This window comes from Mesorhizobium sp. M0910, assembly GCF_040319465.1.
Lineage (GTDB): Bacteria > Pseudomonadota > Alphaproteobacteria > Rhizobiales > Rhizobiaceae > Mesorhizobium.
Map to the genome: position 1 here is coordinate 395,672 of NZ_JAMYNZ010000005.1, position 18,494 is coordinate 414,165.

13 protein-coding genes are annotated in these 18,494 nt (G+C 62.9%); 4 read left to right on the forward strand and 9 right to left on the reverse strand.

The annotated features are described in order from the left end of the window. Positions 1-51: 51 nt before the first annotated feature. Positions 52-1,533, forward strand: a complete 1,482-nt coding sequence (locus NKH78_RS15700) for an MDR family MFS transporter (protein WP_352883220.1) — start codon at positions 52-54, stop codon at positions 1,531-1,533. A 27-nt stretch (positions 1,534-1,560) separates the two neighbouring features. On the opposite strand, the gene NKH78_RS15705 is transcribed toward NKH78_RS15700, so the two are convergent. From NKH78_RS15705 to NKH78_RS15715, 3 genes are all read right to left on the reverse strand, one after another. Continuing rightward, a complete protein-coding gene (locus NKH78_RS15705) occupies positions 1,561-2,589 on the reverse strand; it encodes an NAD(P)/FAD-dependent oxidoreductase (RefSeq protein ID WP_254817396.1) in 1,029 nt (342 codons plus the stop codon). A gap of 82 nt (positions 2,590-2,671) precedes the next feature. Further along, positions 2,672-2,992: a 2Fe-2S iron-sulfur cluster-binding protein gene (locus NKH78_RS15710; RefSeq protein ID WP_254817397.1), complete on the reverse strand. Its 321-nt coding sequence runs from the start codon at positions 2,990-2,992 to the stop codon at positions 2,672-2,674. A 97-nt stretch (positions 2,993-3,089) separates the two neighbouring features. Continuing rightward, complete coding sequence (locus NKH78_RS15715) at positions 3,090-3,458, reverse strand: Hpt domain-containing protein (protein WP_254817406.1); 369 nt, start codon at positions 3,456-3,458, stop codon at positions 3,090-3,092. A 285-nt stretch (positions 3,459-3,743) separates the two neighbouring features. Between NKH78_RS15715 and NKH78_RS15720 the strand changes: the two genes are divergently transcribed. After that, a complete protein-coding gene (locus NKH78_RS15720; protein WP_352777850.1) occupies positions 3,744-10,130 on the forward strand; it encodes an apolipoprotein A-IV repeat region-like domain-containing protein in 6,387 nt (2,128 codons plus the stop codon). A 105-nt stretch (positions 10,131-10,235) separates the two neighbouring features. On the opposite strand, the gene NKH78_RS15725 is transcribed toward NKH78_RS15720, so the two are convergent. The 4 genes from NKH78_RS15725 to NKH78_RS15740 form a co-directional block, all read right to left on the reverse strand. Further along, positions 10,236-10,802 (reverse strand): ABC-type transport auxiliary lipoprotein family protein, encoded by a 567-nt coding sequence (locus tag NKH78_RS15725; RefSeq protein WP_352479047.1) that lies wholly within the window; start codon positions 10,800-10,802, stop codon positions 10,236-10,238. Between the two features lie 127 nt (positions 10,803-10,929). After that, positions 10,930-12,303 carry an MlaD family protein gene (locus NKH78_RS15730; protein WP_254820180.1) on the reverse strand — a complete coding sequence of 458 codons (1,374 nt, stop codon included), beginning with the start codon at positions 12,301-12,303 and terminating at the stop codon, positions 10,930-10,932. A gap of 13 nt (positions 12,304-12,316) precedes the next feature. Beyond that, positions 12,317-13,135: an ABC transporter ATP-binding protein gene (locus NKH78_RS15735; protein ID WP_352507853.1), complete on the reverse strand. Its 819-nt coding sequence runs from the start codon at positions 13,133-13,135 to the stop codon at positions 12,317-12,319. A gap of 1 nt (position 13,136) precedes the next feature. Next, the gene (locus NKH78_RS15740) at positions 13,137-14,321 is read right to left on the reverse strand and encodes an ABC transporter permease (protein ID WP_352645537.1); all 1,185 of its coding nucleotides are present in this window, start codon (positions 14,319-14,321) and stop codon (positions 13,137-13,139) included. Between the two features lie 77 nt (positions 14,322-14,398). Here NKH78_RS15740 and dgcA point away from each other — a divergent pair, with 77 nt between their 5' ends. After that, positions 14,399-15,382 carry an N-acetyl-D-Glu racemase DgcA gene (dgcA, locus tag NKH78_RS15745; protein WP_352883223.1) on the forward strand — a complete coding sequence of 328 codons (984 nt, stop codon included), beginning with the start codon at positions 14,399-14,401 and terminating at the stop codon, positions 15,380-15,382. Here dgcA and NKH78_RS15750 read toward each other — a convergent pair. Together NKH78_RS15750 and NKH78_RS15755 are read right to left on the reverse strand one after the other, a co-directional pair. Next, positions 15,353-16,570: an MFS transporter gene (locus tag NKH78_RS15750; RefSeq protein ID WP_352736614.1), complete on the reverse strand. Its 1,218-nt coding sequence runs from the start codon at positions 16,568-16,570 to the stop codon at positions 15,353-15,355. The two genes, dgcA and NKH78_RS15750, sit on opposite strands and share 30 nt — an antisense overlap. 127 nt (positions 16,571-16,697) lie before the next feature. Next, a complete protein-coding gene (locus tag NKH78_RS15755; RefSeq protein WP_352507849.1) occupies positions 16,698-17,519 on the reverse strand; it encodes a UDP-2,3-diacylglucosamine diphosphatase in 822 nt (273 codons plus the stop codon). Between the two features lie 120 nt (positions 17,520-17,639). Between NKH78_RS15755 and NKH78_RS15760 the strand changes: the two genes are divergently transcribed. Further along, entirely contained in the window at positions 17,640-18,419 is a 780-nt protein-coding gene (locus NKH78_RS15760; RefSeq protein ID WP_352736616.1) for an SDR family oxidoreductase, read from the forward strand. Positions 18,420-18,494: the final 75 nt, after the last annotated feature.

Genomic DNA, 18,494 nt, shown 5'->3' on the forward strand with positions numbered 1-18,494 from the left:
GCACTCCAGCGCCTCGCGGACGTGCACCCAAGCGTAATGGGATGAATGGATATGGACCAGGCTATCGACAAGCAAGCGATGGTGGAAACCAGCACGCCGCTGACCGAAACCGAGAAAAACGCCATCATCGGCGGCGTGCTCTTGTCGATGCTGCTGGCAGCGCTCGACCAGACCATCGTCGCGCCGGCGATGCCGACGATGGCACGTCTGCTCGGGCATGCCGAGTATCTGCCGTGGATCGTGACCGGCTATCTTCTGACCGCGACCGCCGTGGCGCCGCTCTACGGCAAGATCTCCGACATTTATGGTCGCCGGCCGACCGTCTATGCTGCAATCCTGATCTTTCTCGCCGGCTCGCTGGTCAGCGCCACCGCCCCCAACATGCTGGTCCTGGTTGTCGGCCGGGCGATCCAGGGCGCCGGCGGCGGCGGGCTGTTCGCCCTGACGCAGACCGTGATCGGCGACCTCGTGCCGCCGCGCGAGCGGGCTCGCTACGCCGCCTGGATCTCGGGCACCTGGGCCGTCGCCAGCATCGCCGGGCCGCTGCTCGGCGGCACCTTCGCCGAACATCTGCATTGGTCGCTGATCTTCTGGATCAACATTCCGCTCGGCCTGCTGGCGATGGCGATCATCAACAACCCGCTCAAGAAGCTGCCGATCTCCGCAAAACATCACCGCATCGACGGCCTCGGTGCCCTGCTTCTGGTCGCGGCCACCTCGCTGCTGCTGCTTGCCTTGAACTGGGGCGGCAGCGAGTATCCCTGGCTGTCGCCTGAAATCCTTGGACTGCTCATCTGCTCAGCGGTGTTCTGGAGCGCGTTCGCGCTGCGGCTGCTGCGTGCGGCCGAACCGCTGATCTCGCTCGAAGTGCTCGGCAATCCGATCGTTCTCGCCGGGACGCTGTCGATGTTCCTGCTGCAGGCCGCCAATGTCGGCTTGTCGGTCTATCTGCCGGTCTACCTGCAATCGGTCGTCGGCCTATTGGTCAGCGAATCGGGCACCGCGTTGCTTGGGCTGATGCTCGGCACGGTGGCCGGTGCGACCTTCAGCGCGCGAATGATCCCGCGCTTTTTCCACTATAAACGCATTGCCATGATCGGAACGGTTTTCTCGATCCTGTGCCTCGGCGTGCTCAGCCTGGTCGCCGGGCATGCCTCACTGTTGCTCGTCGAGGTGTTGACGACCTGCGTAGGCCTGGGCACAGGCACGACCTTTCCGGTTGCCACTGTCTCGGTCCAGAACGCCGTCGATCGTATGCACCTTGGCGTGGCGACCGGCGTTCTCACCTTCCTCCGCTCGCTGGGCAGTGCGCTTGGCGTCGCCATGCTTGGTGCCGTCGCCCTTGGCTACGGCCTGCCGCTGGCCAGCGAAGGCACGCAGCCGGCCGGCCATGTTGCCTCGGCCATGCCGTTCGTGATGATCTTTCTTGCAGCGGCCGCAACCTTGCTGTTGTCGTTCATCACGCTCTGGCTGATGCCGGAAAAAGCGCTTCGAGGCCATGCCGAGGCTGTGGCCCCAGCGTTGGCGGAGTAGACCGGCCCGACAAAAATACAGCGAGGGTCAGTCGACCACGCCGAGCTTCTTCTGCAAGCTGGTCGACGAGGTCGTATACTGGAACACAATGCGCTCGCCGGGGCTGACGATGCGCTTGGCTGCTTGCGCCATCAAAGCGACCTCATGGAAGCCTGACAGGATCAGCTTCAACTTGCCGGGATACCAGTTGATGTCGCCTACGGCGAAGATGCCAGGCACCGACGTCTGGAATTTTTCGGTGTCGACCGGGATCAGGTTCTCGTGGAGATTGAGGCCCCATTCGGCGATTGGGCCGAGCTTCATCGTCAGGCCGAAGAATGGCAGCATCCGCGTACACGGTACTTCGATATCGCCCTCCGGTCCCTTGATGATGGCGGAGGCGAGCTGGCCGTCGGCGCCGGTCAGGCCAGTCACCTGTCCGACCTGGAATTCCAGTTGCTTCATCTCCTGCATGGCATACATCTTGTTGACGCTGTCGGGCGCTGCACGGAATTCGGGCCGCCGGTGCACCAGTGTCACGCTCTTGGCCACTGGCTGCAGATTCAGCGTCCAGTCGAGCGCCGAATCGCCGCCGCCGACGATAACGAGGTCATGGCCGCGAAAGTCCTCCATCCGGCGCACCGAGTAGAACACGCTCTTGCCTTCATAGGGTTCGATGCCCGGAATCGGCGGCCGCTTCGGCTGGAAAGAGCCGCCGCCAGCGGCTATCACGACTATTTTGGCTTCGAACACCTCGTTTTCGTCGGTAGTGACGCGGAAGCTGCCGTCCTCCAGTCTTTCCAGGCCCGAAACCATGCGGTTATAGGTGAATTCGGGCTTGAACGGCGCGATCTGCTCAAGCAGCTTGTCGACCAGGCCTTGTGCCGAGATCGAGGGCCAGCCCGGAATGTCGTAGATCGGCTTTTCCGGGTAGAGTTCGGCGCACTGCCCGCCGGGCCGGTCGAGTATGTCGATCAGATGGCACTTCATGTCGAAGAGGCCGAGCTCGAATACCGCAAACAGGCCGACAGGCCCTGCCCCCACAATGAGTACGTCTGTCTTGATGATAGCGGTCATGAAGCATGCGCCTTTATGGGAAAACGGCGCGACACTGCATGACCATTGGTCCGCTGCCAAGCGGCAGCGGCAAAAATCGGCTTCAGCCCTGGCGGGCCGGCACGCGCACGACCAGCCCGTCGAGGGCGTCGCGCACCTTGATCTGGCATGACAGCCGCGAATTCGGCTGGACGTCGTAGGCGAAATCCAGCATGTCCTCTTCCATGGCTTCCGGCTCGCCGACCTCCGCCGTCCAGGCTTCGTCGACATAAACATGGCAGGTCGCGCAGGCGCAGGCGCCGCCGCATTCCGCTTCTATTCCCGGCACCGCATTGCGGATCGCATTTTCCATGACGGTTGAGCCGTTTTCGGCATCCACGTCAAAACGCGTGCCGTCATGGGCGATGAAGGTCAGCTTGGTCATTTGTCACCTGAAGGGAGTCTGAGCCGACATAATCACTCTGCCGGACAAGTCAACTGCGGCGCCAAAGCGCCGCTGTGTGGCGTTTCGGGAATAAGTGCTATCGGCTGATGGCGGCGACGAAGTCGCGCACTTCTTCGATCAGCGAGCCAAGCCGCTTCAGCGTGCCGGCGTCTTCGGGCCGGCATTCGATCGCACTGGCGCAATCGGCGATGGCGAAGGCGCCGACCCCGCGCGCCGAGCCTTTGAGCCCGTGTGCCAATAGCAGCCGCTGCCCGACATCCGCATCGACGATCTTGTCGCGCACCGACAGCGCCTGCTGCACGAACAGAGCCAGCACCTCCTGCTCGAGGCTCCGATCGCCCATCGTCTGGCGCGCAAGATGCCCCAGGTCGATCGGCCGCGCCCCGGCTGTCCCCGACACATCGCCGCCGGGCATCGAGAAGGCAATGCCGTTTTCGCCACGTATCACTTTGAGACTCCGTTCTTCGACCGCCGCAAAAACTAGGCGTATCCGGTGGACAACGGGTTAATGATTGGCCCGGAAAAATGTCGCGATAACGGCGCCGGAATCACGGCTGTGTTAACCTTATATTTAAAGTTTTACGTATCGGGCGGAATGCATGTTTTCTTTACCCGGCTGTGTCATTACGATACGACAGGTCCATTTTCAGCCTCCTGCGCGGGACACGCTAGGCAGAATCAATAAGCAGAACCATAAGTCCCGCCGCAGCTTGTACAGGGTAGCGAAGGCATGGCGAAGAAACCAACGACGACAAGAACGCTCGACAGCGACGTAGCCAGGGAACTCGAAAAGGCACTCGATATCGACCTGAGCGGCGATGCCGGCGGCGACTTCGACATGGCGGCATCCATGGAAGATCTGGAAGCGCAAATATCGCAAGCCGCCGACGAGCTGGCGCGCGAAGGTCGCAGCCAGAACGAACCGCCTGCGCCGGACCAGACCCAGAACGCGGCACCAGCCGCCAATCAAAGCCAGAACGCAAATTCCGCGCCAAAGGCCAAGCCAGCTGAGTTGCGTCCTGTCGCAACGCGCAATGGCTCGCAGCCGGCAGCTTTCTCGCCGGCCAACGACGATCGTCAAAAAGACTATAAGACGCTCCTGCACACCCTCAATCGGCGCGCCTCGAACACGATCTATTGGGTCGTGGCTTTCGTTTCGCTGGCCTGGATCGCCGGTGCTGGCGGCCTTGCGAACCTGTTGTTCGGACCTGGCATCTGGAACATCCGCACCTTCGATCAGTTTTTCGCCCGTCCCGAGCTGATCGGCCTGGCGGTCGCGGCAATCGTGCCCGTCATCCTGTTCTGGGCATTCGCAGTGATGATTCGCCGCGCTCAGGAGATGCGCCTTGCCGCGCAGTCGATGACCGAGGTGGCCTTCCGTCTGGCCGAGCCGGAAAATCTTGCCCAGGATCGCGTCATGATGATCGGCCAAGCGGTTCGCCGCGAGGTGGCAGCCATGGGCGAAGGCATCGAACGCACGCTTGCGCGTGCCGTCGAGCTCGAAACGCTGGTTCACAGCGAGGTGAACCAGATCGAGCGCTCCTATTCAGAGAACGAGTCCCGCATCCGCTCGCTGGTCGACGGGCTGGGCAGCGAGCGCGAAGCAGTCGTCACCCATGCCGAGCGCGTGCGCGCCTCGATCACCGGCGCCCACGAGACACTGAAAGACGAGATCAACGCCGCCAGCGATATCATTCGCGACAGCATTCTCAATGCCTCGACCAAGCTGTCGATGACGATCAACGAATCCGGCGACACGCTGATCGACAGGATCAACGGAAGCTCGATGTCGATCTTCGATTCGGTGGAAGGCCGGCTCGAATCGATCACCGATCGGCTGTCGACGTCGGGCGAGGCCTTCGCCAGCCTGCTCGACACCCGCATCGCCAAGCTGACGGACACCACCGATGGCCTGACGCGGTCGCTGACCGACCTGCTCGACGACCGCACAAGCGGCATGGTGTCGCTGCTCGGCGGCGCCGCCCGCACACTCAATTCGGAATTCGAAGCCAGCCTCAACGGCATTGAGCGGACGCTTGCCGAACGTGGCCAGGCGCTGATCAGCGAGTTCCAGACCCGCGCCGAGGCGCTCGACACCGGCACGCAGAAGCTCAACGCCGCGCTGGAGGCTCGCGCACGCCAGATCAACGAGACGCTGGTCGAGCGCGCGCGCGAAATCGCCCACACCTTCCAGGATAGCAAGGAGACGCTGTCGGCAATGATCGATCAGGGCAAGACCCAGATCGGTGCCGACATGGCCGACATCATTTCATCGACCTCGACCATGCTTGAAGCCCGCGCCGGCGATTTCGCCGGGCGCATGGAAGCGGCACGCCATGTCGTATCGCGTTCGTTCGACACGGACATCCAGCGGCTTGCCGATGCTCGCGCCGGCATAGAGGAAGCCGTTGAAAACCATAGCCGCAAGCTTTCCGAAAGCCGCGACCGGATGGCGGCGGCAATGCAGGCCGATCTGGCGAAATTCGCCGAGGGTCGCGCCGAAATCGACGCAGCGGTGGCCAACCAGGTGCAGAAGCTTGCCGAAGGCCGCAGCCTTATCTCGCGCGCCCTTGAGGAGGATCTGCGCAAGGTCAACGAATCGCGCGCAGCGATCGACGCTTCACTGGGCAGCCATCTCGAAAGCCTTGAAGAGGGTCGCAACAGGCTGGCCCAGGCCCTGAACGAAGACTCCGGAAAACTCGTGCAAGCTCGTACGATAATTGATGAAATGGTTGCCGGGCACGTCGGCAAGCTCGCCGAAGGCCGCAGCATCCTTTCGCGCGCGCTCGAGGCCGACCTCGGCAAGTTGGCAGAGAATCGCGCCGCCATCGACGGCCTCGTCGCCGGTCAGGTCGAAAAGATCGCCGAGGGTCGCGCCATACTCGCCAGTGCGCTGGAAGCCGACATCGCCGGCATCAATGGCCTCATCGAGGCGCATTCGGCGAAATTGGCGCAAGACCGCAGCGGTCTTTCCCAGTCACTCGATAACGACCTCTCCGACATCAGGAGTCTGATCGCTGATCATTCTGGCAGGCTCGCCGATGACCGCAGCCTGCTTTCGAAGACGCTTGAGGACGATCTTGCCAAGCTGGCCGAAAGCCGGTCGAGCATCGATGGGCTGGTTGCCGGCCAGGTCGAGAAGCTGGCGGAAGGCCGCGATATCCTCAAGCGCGCGCTTGAATCGGACCTGAACGCGATCAAGGGCGTCATCGCCAGCCAGTCTGAAAAGCTGGCGGAAGACCGTGGCCAGTTGTCACGGGCGCTGGAGAGCGACCTGGAGGCTGTGCGGGGCGTTGTCTCCGATCACATGAACAAGCTTGCCGAAGACCGTTCGACCCTTTCGAAGGCGCTCGAAGACGATCTCGCCAAGTTGGCCGAAAGCCGCTCGAGCATCGATGTGATGGTTGCCGGCCAGGTCGAAAAGCTGGCAGAGGGCCGCGACATCCTCAAGCGTGCGCTCGAAGCCGATCTGAGCACTGTCAAGGGCGTCATCGCCAGCCAGTCCGAAAAGCTGGCGGAAGACCGTGGTCAGCTGTCGCGGGCACTGGAGACCGATCTCGAGACCGTGCGGGGCGTCGTCTCCGAACATATGAACAAGCTTACCGAAGAGCGTTCGGCCCTCTCGAAAGCGCTCGAGGACGATCTTGCCAGGCTGGCAGAGAGCCGTTCGAGCATCGACGGGCTGGTCGCCGGCCAGGTCGAGAAGCTGGCCGAGGGTCGCGACATCCTCAGGCGCGCCTTGGAAGATGATCTTGCCAAGCTGGCCGAAAGCCGCTCGAGCATCGACGGACTGGTTTCCGGCCAGGTCGAGAAACTGGCCGAAGGCCGCGATATCCTCAAGCGCGCCTTGGAGGCCGATCTCAACACGATCAGGGGCGCCATCGCCGATCAGTCGCAGCTATTGACCGATAATCGCGCGCAGTTTTCGCGTGCGCTAGAAGCCGATCTCGGCAACGTCAACAGCCTTGTCGCAACCCACGCAGAGAAGCTCGTCCAGGACCGCTCGACCCTGTCGAAGGCGCTCGAGGACGATCTCGCCAAGCTGGCCGAAAGCCGTTCGAGCATCGATGGGCTGGTTGCCGGCCAGGTCGAGAAACTGGCGGAAGGCCGCGACATCCTCAGGCGCGCGTTGGAAGCCGACCTGGAGAGGCTTGCAATGAGCCGCAGCGAGGTCGACGAGATCGTCGCCGGTCATGTCGGCAAGCTGAGCGAGGGCCGCGACATGCTGACCCGCGCATTGCAGGACGATCTCTCCAGGCTCGCCGAAACGCGCAAGGATGTCGACCGTTCGCTGTCCGGCCATATCGACCAGATCGCCGCCAGGAGCACCGACATCTCCGATGCAATCGCTGCCGACGTAGAAAAGATCGAGCAGGCGTTCAGCCGGCAGACAGGCATCATCGAGGAGCGCGCCAGCACCATGGAGCGGGCGCTGTCGACGGGTGTCGACAACGTTCGCAGTGTGCTCGAAAAAAGCGCGGTCTTCGTCGCCGGGGCGCTGCGCGAGAAGGTCCTGGAAGTCACCAGCGCGCTGCATGAGCAGGCGGGCTCGGCATTCAGCGATGCCGACCGCAAGATCGCTGAGCGCGCCGAGCAGACCTCCGCTGCCCTGCTCGCCAGGGCGGAGGACATCGCCCGCACCTTTGAAGAGGCGGACCGTCGCCTTGCCGCGCGCGCCGAGGATACGTCGAGCGCACTGATTGCCCGCGTCGACGACACGTCGAACACCTTGCTCGCGCGCGCCCAGGAAACGGCCGATCAGCTGGCAGCCAGAGCAAGTGAGATTGCCGGCACCTTCGACGCGGCGGACCACAGGCTGGTCTCTCGCGCCATCGAAACGGCCCAGTCGCTGGCGGCACGTGCCGGCGACATCCTGCGCAATTTCGAAACGGCCGACGAGCGACTGGGCATGCGCATCGGCGAATCCGCCGAAGCGCTCGCGGCACGCGCGTCGGATCTGGGTCGCATTTTCGACGCCGCCGACCAGCAACTTATTTCGCGCATTGCCGAAGGCTCCGAAGCACTTTCGGCCCGTGCGTCCGAGATCGGCCGCATCTTCGAGGAGGCGGATCATCGCCTGGTATCCCGTATCGCCGACAGCAGCACTGCCATCGGCGAACATGCCGACACCATTGTCGGCGCCTTCACCAGCACCGAGCAGCGGGTTGCCGAGCGCGCCAGACAGACTGGCCAGGAACTCGCCGTCCATGCCCGTGAAATCGAGCAGGTGCTTGCCGGTGCCGACGAACGCCTGGCATCGAGTGCGGCTGCCACAGCGGCCCGCGTCGAGGAGCAGGTCGCCGGCGTCGAGAACCGCCTCGCCTACTCCGCCGAGACAATGGGCCAAAAGCTCAACGAGCAGGTCGCGAACGCCGAGGCGCAGTTGGTCTCGCGTGCCAACACGATCGCCGAAACCTTCACCGCGGTCGGCCAGCATATCGGCCAGAGCACCAATGACGCTGCAAAGACCATCGGTGCCAATACTCGCGAGCTCAATACGATGCTTGCGGCACGTTCGGCCGAAATATCGAAAATCCTGGACGAGACGGCACGGCCTCTGGTCGAGCGCTTTGCCCAGGGCGGCTCCGAGCTGCAAAAGAGCATGGAAGAGGTCACAGAACGTGCGACCGAGAAGCTGCGCACTCAAAACGCCGCCCTCGTCGACGCCCTCGCCAGCCGCACGGCAGAAACCCTGTCGGCCGTCGAAGGCGCGCGCTCGACGCTTGCCGACAGCGTTGCCGACCTCATCGGCCGCATGACCACCTCCAGCTCGCAGCTCGGTCAATTGATCGAGCAGGCGGCGGGCAATCTCGGCCAGGTTGAAGAACGCCTGACCGGGAGCACGCAAAGCTTCGCAGCGACCACGGAAAAGACCGCGCAGACCTTCGCCAGTTCGGCGCGCCTGGTCGATTCGAACACGACGCGGCTCACCGAGCTGTCGTCCTCGACCTTGCGCGAGGTTGCTTCCATCGCCACCAAGTTCGACGAGCACAGCCGGTTGCTTTCCAGTGCCTCGGACCTGTTGAGCTCGGCCCAGAGCAATCTCGAGCACACGCTCGAAAGGCAATCGTCGCTGGAGGACCTCGCCGTCGGCCTTGTCAAGAAATCGGAAGATCTCGAAAGGGTCATGCGCTCGTTCGAGAATCTGGTCGGCCAAACGCTGCAGAACGCCGAAGGCAAGACGCTGGAATCCGCCGACAAGATCCGTACCGCGATTTCCGAAGTGGTCGATTCGGCCACCAAGCGCTTTGCCGATGCGACCGAGGAGATGCGGCGTACCGCCGGCTCGATCAAGAGCGAGCTCGACCTCACCCGCGCCGAGCTCAAGAAAGGCGTCATCGAGATGCCGGAAGAGGCAAAGGAATCGACCACGGCTATCCGCCGTGCCGTTTCAGAGCAGATCAATGCGCTGAAGGAACTTTCTGAAATCGTTGCGAAATCTGGCCGTAGCGCCGACAGTTCGGAACAGCGCAACCTGCGTCCGGCGCCGCAAGCGCCTGCCGCACGCGCCGCTGAGCCGCCACGTCGCCCGGCTCCGGCTCCAGAACAGCGCCGTCCCCCGCAGGCGCCTTCGGGCGAGGCGGCGCTGCGCGGCACGCTCGACCTCGAACGTCCCGCAGACCAAGCGCCACGCCAGCGCGACCCCAACGGCCGCACGCCGCAAGGCGGCTGGGTGCGCGACCTCCTGACCGGTGCATCGCGCGAAGACGACGCCAAGCCGGCGGTGCCCGCCGAAGCGCCGCGCCCTGCTCCCGCTGCTCGTTCGCCGCTTCATGTCGTGGAATCGCTGAACTCGCTCTCGGTCGATATCGCGCGCGCCATCGATCACGATGCCTCGATCGAGCTCTGGAACCGCTACCGGCGCGGCGAGCGCGACGTCTTCACGCGCCGACTTTACACGCTGAAGGGCCAGCAGACGTTCGACGAGATCCGCCGCAAATATCAGTCGGAGGCGGAGTTCCGAGCTGCTGTCGATCGTTACTGCGACGATTTCGAAAAGCTGCTCGAGGACGTGTCGCGCAACGACCGCGACAACATCATGGCACAGACCTACCTGACCTCGGATACCGGCAAGGTCTACACGATGCTGGCACACGCCAGCGGCCGCCTTCACTAGAGCGGGCGATAGAGAATAAATGAAAAGGCGGGATTTCCCGCCTTTTTCATGCCGTACTGAATTCCATTGGCGCTGTAGAGTGCCGTGCCAGCAGTTCCGGCCGCGTCAGATCACAGTGTCGGTCCAGCGGACGATTTGCCCGGCCGCATCGCCGAACGCGGCATCGAGCGCGCCGACATAGGCCTGGTTGCCATTGCCCGAAACGGGCGCGATGGCGCTAAACGTCTTCGAAGCGCGCACTTCACCGTTGCGGTCGTTCAACAGGCGCACGAACAGCTCGACCTCGGCATGTTCGCCGCCATCGACACGCACCTCGAACGAGCGGATCTCGACGATCACCTGATAGTCGATCGCCAGCCCCTCGCCTGGCTTGCCGACGCCGGTGAAGCTGCCCGAGCGCTGGAACGTCTCTGCCAGCCGCGCCTGTACGATCATCGGCAGCCGGTCGGCCCATTGCGCGCCCTTGAGATACTGGATCGATCGCGGTGATGGCTTGATGACGATGTTCTGGCTATCCAGCGCCTTGAGCGCCGAAGGCTGGGCGATGAGTATCTGGCGCCGGCTGCGGGCACGCGCTTCCAGCGACGGCGCCGAAAGCTCGAACGTATCCAGCGGCGCCGGTCTGCCGCCCGGCAAGGCCGCGCAGCTTGCAAGCGAAAGCGCCAGCAACATCGCCCCGACCTTAGACCCGCCCGATGTGATGCTGCCTGAACTGATCGACTTCAAACGCGATCCCCCCCGGATCGTGGAAACAATGCGCATCTGCCAGCTATGTTCTTGCGGTGGTCGGGGATCGAAGTCAACGGCGCACCCTGCCGTCGAACTGCCGGACCTCGCCCTCGCCGCCCGACAAGATCCTTTGTGGGTTGCGGCTGAGATCGGTTACCGCCTCTTCGATGCGGTTGATCGAACGGCGGCTGTCCTGGACCAGCGCTTCGACGTTTTGCAGCCCTTGTCCCGAGAACCGCGCCAAATTGTCGGTAATGGTACCGAGACGGGCGTTCAGCGTGTCGGCGACCTGCTTGAACGATTTCAGCGTCGCTCTGGCGTCGGCCATGACGCCGTCGGCCTGGCCGGAGCCGAGCAGTTTGTCGACCTTGGCAAGGATACCGTCGACTCGCACCGAGGCATCGTTGAGGCGTCCTGCGAGTTGGTGCGCGTCTTTGATGGTTTCATCGATGTCATCGGCTCGGTTGGCGAACTTGTTGGTCACCTTGGCGATGTCGGCGGCAGCCTCGTTGGCGTTTTCGCTGGCCTTCTGGATATTGGCCAGCGCGGTGCGCACCTCAGCCGGATCGATGCCGTCGAGAACGCCGTCGACCTTGGCCAGCGTGCCTTGTGTCTTCTGGGCGAAGTCGTTGATCGAGCCGACCGCCGTGTCGACATTCTTGATGACCGTGTCGAACTGTTTGCTGGTTTCCTTGAGATTGGCGGTGACCGTGTCGACGTTGGCGACGATGCTCTTGATCTGGTCCTTGTCGACGGCGTTGAGTAGCCCTTCCGCCGCCTTCAGCGTGCCGTCGAGCTTGCCCGAAACACCCTTCAGTTCGTCCGCCAGCGAGCTGACGCTGGCCAGGAACTTGTCGACGCCGTCCGCATTCCTGGCCAGTGCATCGGAGAAGGTCTGGACATTGTTGACGGTCTGCGTCAGCGGCCCGCGAACATCTTTGGTGAAGCCTTCGAGCTCCGAAAGGACCTTGTCGGCCCGGGTGAAGATGTTCTGCGCCGTCTGCAACAGGTTGGTGACCGCCGACGGGTTGGCAACGATCTCGGCGACGCGGCCTTCCTTTTCCGCCTCGTCGAGGAGTTTTGGCTCCTTGGGGTCGGCGCCCTTGAGCTCGATGTTGGCCTGGCCGGTGAGGCCGGCAAGCCCGATATCGGCCTGCGTCGACTTGGTGATAGGCGTGTTCCGGTCTATTTCGGTGTCGGCGATAGCAGCGGTGGGATTGTCGACGTCGATATAGACACGGCGCACGTCGCCGACTTTGACGCCATTGAACAGCACGAAACTGCCACGGCCGAGCCCCGAAGCGGAGCCTGGAATGCGCACGCGCAGCACCGCCGTCTCGCCCCTTTCGCCGATAGCCGCCGTCCAATAGACGAAAGCGAAAGCCGCGAGGATCGCGGCCAGCGTGAAAATGCCGACAATGACGTAGTTGGCCCTGGTTTCCATTGCTCACTTATGGCTATGCGCGCGCCGCAAGATCAAGTTGCCGGGCGCGTTTTCCGCGGAAATAGGATTTTACCCAGGGTTCCTCGCTCCTGAGCATGTCGTCGATCGTGCCCTCGACCAGCACTTTCTTGTTGCCAAGCACCGCCACGCGGTCGCACGCGGTAAACAGCGTGTCGAGATCATGCGTGACCATATACACGGTCAAATCCATCGTATCGCGCAGCTTGACGACCAATTCGTCGAATTCAGCCGCACTAATTGGATCGAGGCCGGACGTCGGCTCGTCGAGGAAAACGATGTCCGGATCGAGCGCCAGGGCGCGCGCCAAGGCGGCACGCTTGATCATGCCGCCGGAGAGCTCGGAGGGGAATTTCTGCGCCGCCTCCGGCGGCAGTCCGACCAACTCCACCTTAAGCATGGCAAGTTCGTCCATCAGCTTCTTCGGCAAATCGAGATATTCACGCATCGGCACCTGGACGTTTTCGAGGACCGTCAGCGCCGAAAATAGAGCGCCATGCTGGAACAGCACGCCAAGCCGCATGTCGATGCGAAGGCGCTCCCTTTCGGTTGCCTTCTCGACGTCGACGCCGAACAGTTTGATTGTTCCCGATTGCTTGCGCGTCAAGCCAAGGATGGTGCGCAAGAGAACAGATTTGCCCGCACCGGAGGCACCAACAAAGCCGAGAATCTCCCCGCGCCAGATATCGAGCGACAATTTGTCGAGAACGACCTGGTCGGCGAACGATACGGTGATGTCGTGTGCTGACAGCACGATCTCGTCTTCTTTGGCCTTCGTCGCCACCTTGGTCGTGTTTGTGCCCGGCAGCTCCATCTCAGAACTCGATCGCTGCATAGAACATGGCGAAAAGCCCGTCGAGGATAATGACCACGAAGATCGACTTCACCACTGAGGCGGTGACATGCTGGCCGAGCGATTCGGCGCTGCCGCCAACCTTCATGCCCTCGACCGAGGCGATTATGCCGATGATCATGGCCATGAACGGCGCCTTGATCAGGCCCGCAAAGATGGTACTGAGGTCGATTGCGACACGCAGCCGATCGATGAACGCTGCCGGTGCAATATCAGAGTAGAGCCATGCAGCCAAAATGCCGCCGCCCAGTGCTGCAAAGTTGGCGATGATCGTCAGGCAAGGCAGCGCGACGACCAGCGCGACCAACCGCGGAAACACCAGCACGCCGATTGGATTAAGACCGATCACCTTCAGCGCATCGACCTCCTCGCGCATCTTCATCGAGCCGATCTCGGCGGTAATCGCGCTACCGGAGCGGCCGGCGATCATGATCGCCGTCATCAAAACGCCGAGCTCGCGCAGGATCAGCACGCCGACCAGGTCGACGACGAAGATGTCGGCGCCGAAATAACTGAGCTGATAGGCGCCTTGCTGGGCAACGATCGCACCGACGATGGCCGACATCAGCACCACCACCGGTATGGCGCCGACGCCCATGCGATCGATCTGGTTGAAGATCGCCGCCATATTGACGGCATGGCCACGGCCAAGCTTCATCTGAGAGCCGCGTATCGTGGCGCCGAGGATGTTCATTGCGGCCAGGAAATCGTCGCGCATCTCATAGACGCGACGGCCTACCGCCTCGAGCCCCCGAATGATGAAGTTGGGCGGCTTTGCCGGACCGGATCCGGGCTCGCGTCGAACCGCATCGCCGACGGCGCCAAGCAGGATCGAGGCAATCTCGCTTTGCCCCTGCATCTTGATCTCGACGCCCTTCTTTTCGAAGCTGCTCACCAGGCGATCGATCAGCCACGCCCCGGCAGTGTCCATCTTCTCGATCTGCGACAGATCGAGCGCCAGCGTCTGGAAGCCGCTGCGCTTCTCGATCTTGCGCATCTCGGCATCGACCAGCGCCACGGTGCGTGTCGTCCAGCTTCCCGAGAAAGCGCAGCCGAGAACGCCGCCCTCCTCGCCGATCGCGATGCGCGGCTGGTGGTCGGGCTCCTTGGCAGGGCCGCTTGCGTCGCGTTTGCGGATGGTCAACATGGCGTCCTGTTTAGCCTGACGGGGCCGAGCTGTCGATTTGCCGACATCCTCCTTGTGCACAGCCGGAGCAGAAAAATATGGCGCGTGTCATTTCGGTCGAGGCCGAGCGCTTTCCGATAGCCGGGACCTTTACCATTTCGCGCGGCTCGAAGACCGAAGCGGAGGTGATTTCCTGCGCCATCACCGAAAACGGCCGTACAGGGCGCGGCGAATGCGTTCCTTACAAGCGCTATGGCGAGACCGTTGAGGGTGTGCGTGGCGCGATAGAGGCGATGCGCAGTGAGATCGCGCACGGCATCAGCCGCATCGCCCTGCTCGGTGCCATGCCTGCCGGCGCGGCACGCAACGCCATCGACTGCGCGCTCTGGGACCTGGAAGCGAAGATCAGCGGAACACCGGTGGCGCATACGATACGAAGCGTTCCGTTACGACCGCTTGAGACGGCGTACACATTGTCGCTCGCCGAGCCGGAAGCGATGGCGGCGCATGCCCGCGCCAACGCCCAGCGCCCGCTGCTCAAGGTCAAGATCGGCGGCGACAACGACATCGCCCGCATCCGCGCAGTGACGGCGGCGGCACCCGACAGCCGAATCATTCTTGATGCCAACGAAGGCTGGACGAACGATAACATCGTAGAAAACCTCGCCTTTGCCGCTGCGCAAGGTATCGCCTTGATCGAACAGCCGCTGCCGGCGGGACATGACGGTATTCTTCGCCACATCGCGCATCCGGTGCCGATCTGCGCCGACGAAAGCGTGCACGAGGCGAAGGATATTGGAGCGCTTGTCGGCCTCTACGACGCCATCAACATCAAGCTCGACAAATCCGGCGGCCTGACCGGAGCGCTCGTGCTTCGCGACCGCGCCCGCGAACTGGGTCTTGGCGTTATGGTCGGCTGCATGGTCGGCACATCGCTTGCGATGGCGCCGGCCGTTCTGTTGGCGCAGGATGCCGATTTCGTCGATCTCGACGGTCCGTTGCTGCTAGCCCGCGACCGCGTTCCCGGTCTCGTCTATCGAGGGTCGCTGGTGTCACCGCCCGAGCCGGCGCTGTGGGGCTGAACGCGCCGCAAGCCCGATCAGCGCCAGGCCCGTCAGGGCGATCGGGATCATAGCAAAGAAGCCGCTCGCGCCGAAGCGGTCGTAAAGAGGACCGGAAATCAGCGTCGCCACCGCCATGAAGAAGCCGTTGGAAAAGTAGGCGATGCCTTGCGCCGCCCCGGTGCGTTCTTCCACGACGGTCTCACCGATCATCTTTTGCAGGCCAATTAGCACCAGCGCCACCGAAACCGCGTGCAGCGTCTGGATCGCGAAAAACCCGCCAACGCCAAGCCCAAGCGGCCAGATCAAAGGGAAGGCGATCCAGCGCACGATAGCGCCTGTCCCGGCAATCAGCATGATCGACACGGCCGAGAAGGAGGCGAAAGCCCGGGTGAAGACGACGAACATGCATATCTCGGCGACGACGCCCCACCCCCACAGCAGCCCAACAACCGAATCGCTGATGCCGATCGACTTCCAGTAGATCGACACGAAGCCGTAGAGAAACGCGTGGCTGGCGGTGATGACGCCGACCCCGGTCGAAAAATAAAGAAAATACGGGTTGAGGAGTTTTGACGCCGATTGCTGAATGTCGGCAGCCGAAAGCGGCGAGGCGCGGCGCGGGCGGCCGAGGCGCGGCGCAATCAGCCCGGCGGCTAGCGCAGCGCATAACGACACGAAGATGATCACCGGGACAGCCTGAGCACCGCTCGCCGACAAGATGAAACCGCCGGCGAGATTAGCACAGAGATAGGAGATCGAGCCCCATTTGCGCATGCCGGCGTAGTTCGAGCCGAAGCGGCGAACGCCTGAAAGGGCGAGCGAATCGGCAATCGGCGAATGCGGCGTCCAAACGACCGTCAGCGCCAGGGATACGGCAAGTACCATTGCGTAGGTCGGCGGCAGGAGGTAGCCGGCGGACAGGATCAGCGATGCGGCGACCAGCGCAACATAGACATTGGCGCGGTCGCTCGCTTTGTCTGCCAGCGCGGTAAGAAAAGGCGTCGTTGCCACACGCAGGAACATCGGCGCGGCGAGGATCACGGCTATCTGCTCGGCGTGGAACCCCTTGGCCTGCAGCCACAGGGGAAAATACGGCACATGCGTTCCGAGCGGCACGAAGAGCGTGAAGAAGATCAAGCTCATGCGCAGTTCGAAATGGCGTGGCTTGACGAGCTGTTCGGGCGAAAGCGGCGGCAGCGAGGACATTGACAGGCGATCCGTCGGCACGGCATTCAGCCGGGTCGGCCCACCACACCTGCCGCTGCATAACACGGCGAAAAAGTCGATGAAACCGCTGGACTAACCGATTGAAGCGAGGGCGGCCGGGTTTTGGTCAAGCCGCCTGGACTGCCCTGCCCTTGATGTCGATCGGCACGAGCACCTCGCCGCCGACCGGAGTCTCCGGCAGGACATGCGCCCAGTGCAGGATCTCCATCCGGCCGTCAAAATGCTCGACCACCGCCGTGCAGCTCTCCACCCAGTCGCCGGTGTTGATGTACTGCACGTCCTCGTAGCTTTCGATCGCGGCATGGTGGATATGCCCGCAGATCACGCCGTCGACGTGCGAGCGGCGCGCCTCCTCGGTCAGCACGGTCTGGAACGAGCCGATGAAATTCACCGCCTTCTTGACCTTGACCTTGGCCCAGGACGAGAACGACCAGTAAGGCAGGCCGAGCACCTGGCGCAGGCGCGTGATGATGCGGTTGACCAGCATCGCCGCGTCATAGGCGTAGTCGCCGAGATAGGCGAGCCAGCGCGCATTGTGGACGACGGTGTCGAACTGGTCGCCATGAATGACAAGAAGGCGTTTGCCATCGGCGGTCTCGTGGATGGCGCGGTCGGCGACGACAATGCCGCCGAAATGCACGCCCTGGAACTGGCGCGCGAACTCGTCGTGGTTGCCGGCGATATAGGTGATGCTGGCGCCCTTGCGCGCCTTGCGCAGCAATTTCTGGACGACGTCATTGTGGCTCTGCGGCCAATGCCAGCTTCGTCTCAAGCGCCAGCCGTCGACGATGTCGCCGACGAGATAGATGATATCGGCATCGTGATGGCGCAGGAAATCGATCAGGAACTCGGCCTTCGCCGCTTTCGATCCGAGATGGACGTCGGAGATGAACATGCTGCGGAAAGTGCGGGGCTCTGCGCCGGACATCATTTGTCACCGTTGCTTTCGCGTGAGGCTATGCCCCGATTCATGCAACAACCGTATGACGGTTGCGATTGGTCCAGCCATCCGGATAGGTTGCCACGGCAATCAGAGGAGAAAATCACCATGGATCTCGGCATTCGCGGCAAGAAGGCCATCGTCTGCGCTTCGAGCAAAGGCTTGGGACGCGGCTGCGCCATGGCACTGGCGGAGGCAGGCTGCGATCTGGTCGTCAATGGCCGCAGCGCCGACGTGCTGGCCAAAACCGCCGCTGAACTGCGGGAGAAATTCGGCGTCAAGGTGACCGAGATCGTCGGCGACATATCCAAACCCGATGTCCAGCAGGCGCTGCTTGCCGCCTGCCCCGATCCCGACATCCTCGTCAACAACAATGGCGGTCCGCCGTTTCGCGATTTCCGCGCGCTCGACCGCGAAAAGATCCTCGAGGGCGTCACCCAGAACATGGTAACCCCTGTCGAACTGGTTCAGGCCGTGATCGACGGCATGGCGGCGCGCGGCTTCGGCCGCATCGTCAACATCACCTCGCTGTCCGTCTATGTGCCTATCCCCGGCCTCGACCTGTCGTCCGGCGCCCGCGCCGGCCTCACCTCGTTCCTCGCCGGCGTCGCGCGGACGGTGATCGACCGCAATGTGACGATCAACAACATGCTGCCGGGAAAACTCGACACCGACCGGCTGCGCGGCCCGCATGAACCCGGCAGTGTCGAGGATCCGGCGGCAGCTGCCGCGCGCAAGGCGCAAGCAGCAGCCAATGTTCCGGCCAAACGGCTCGGCACGCCGGAGGAATTCGGCCAGATCTGCGCCTTCCTGTGCTCGGTCCATGCCGGCTACCTGACCGGGCAGAACGTACCGGTCGACGGCGGCCTCTACGTCAGCGCGTTCTAGTGGTAGAATCCAAACGCTTGGTTACCCTCTGGACGGCGGAAGAACGACCCTTTGCGGTTGTTGGGTGCGAGCGCC

Excerpts from the sequence above, each read along its gene's own strand:
- NKH78_RS15735 (WP_352507853.1), bottom strand. The coding sequence starts at position 13,135 with ATGGAGCTGCCGGGCACAAACACGACCAAGGTGGCGACGAAGGCCAAA.
- NKH78_RS15740 (WP_352645537.1), bottom strand. The coding sequence starts at position 14,321 with ATGTTGACCATCCGCAAACGCGACGCAAGCGGCCCTGCCAAGGAGCCC.
- NKH78_RS15725 (WP_352479047.1), bottom strand. The coding sequence starts at position 10,802 with ATGTTGCTGGCGCTTTCGCTTGCAAGCTGCGCGGCCTTGCCGGGCGGC.
- NKH78_RS15750 (WP_352736614.1), bottom strand. The coding sequence starts at position 16,570 with ATGTCCTCGCTGCCGCCGCTTTCGCCCGAACAGCTCGTCAAGCCACGC.
- NKH78_RS15755 (WP_352507849.1), bottom strand. The coding sequence starts at position 17,519 with ATGTCCGGCGCAGAGCCCCGCACTTTCCGCAGCATGTTCATCTCCGAC.
- NKH78_RS15710 (WP_254817397.1), bottom strand. The coding sequence starts at position 2,992 with ATGACCAAGCTGACCTTCATCGCCCATGACGGCACGCGTTTTGACGTG.
- dgcA (WP_352883223.1), top strand. The coding sequence starts at position 14,399 with ATGGCGCGTGTCATTTCGGTCGAGGCCGAGCGCTTTCCGATAGCCGGG.
- NKH78_RS15700 (WP_352883220.1), top strand. The coding sequence starts at position 52 with ATGGACCAGGCTATCGACAAGCAAGCGATGGTGGAAACCAGCACGCCG.
- NKH78_RS15760 (WP_352736616.1), top strand. The coding sequence starts at position 17,640 with ATGGATCTCGGCATTCGCGGCAAGAAGGCCATCGTCTGCGCTTCGAGC.
- NKH78_RS15705 (WP_254817396.1), bottom strand. The coding sequence starts at position 2,589 with ATGACCGCTATCATCAAGACAGACGTACTCATTGTGGGGGCAGGGCCT.
- NKH78_RS15730 (WP_254820180.1), bottom strand. The coding sequence starts at position 12,303 with ATGGAAACCAGGGCCAACTACGTCATTGTCGGCATTTTCACGCTGGCC.
- NKH78_RS15720 (WP_352777850.1), top strand. The coding sequence starts at position 3,744 with ATGGCGAAGAAACCAACGACGACAAGAACGCTCGACAGCGACGTAGCC.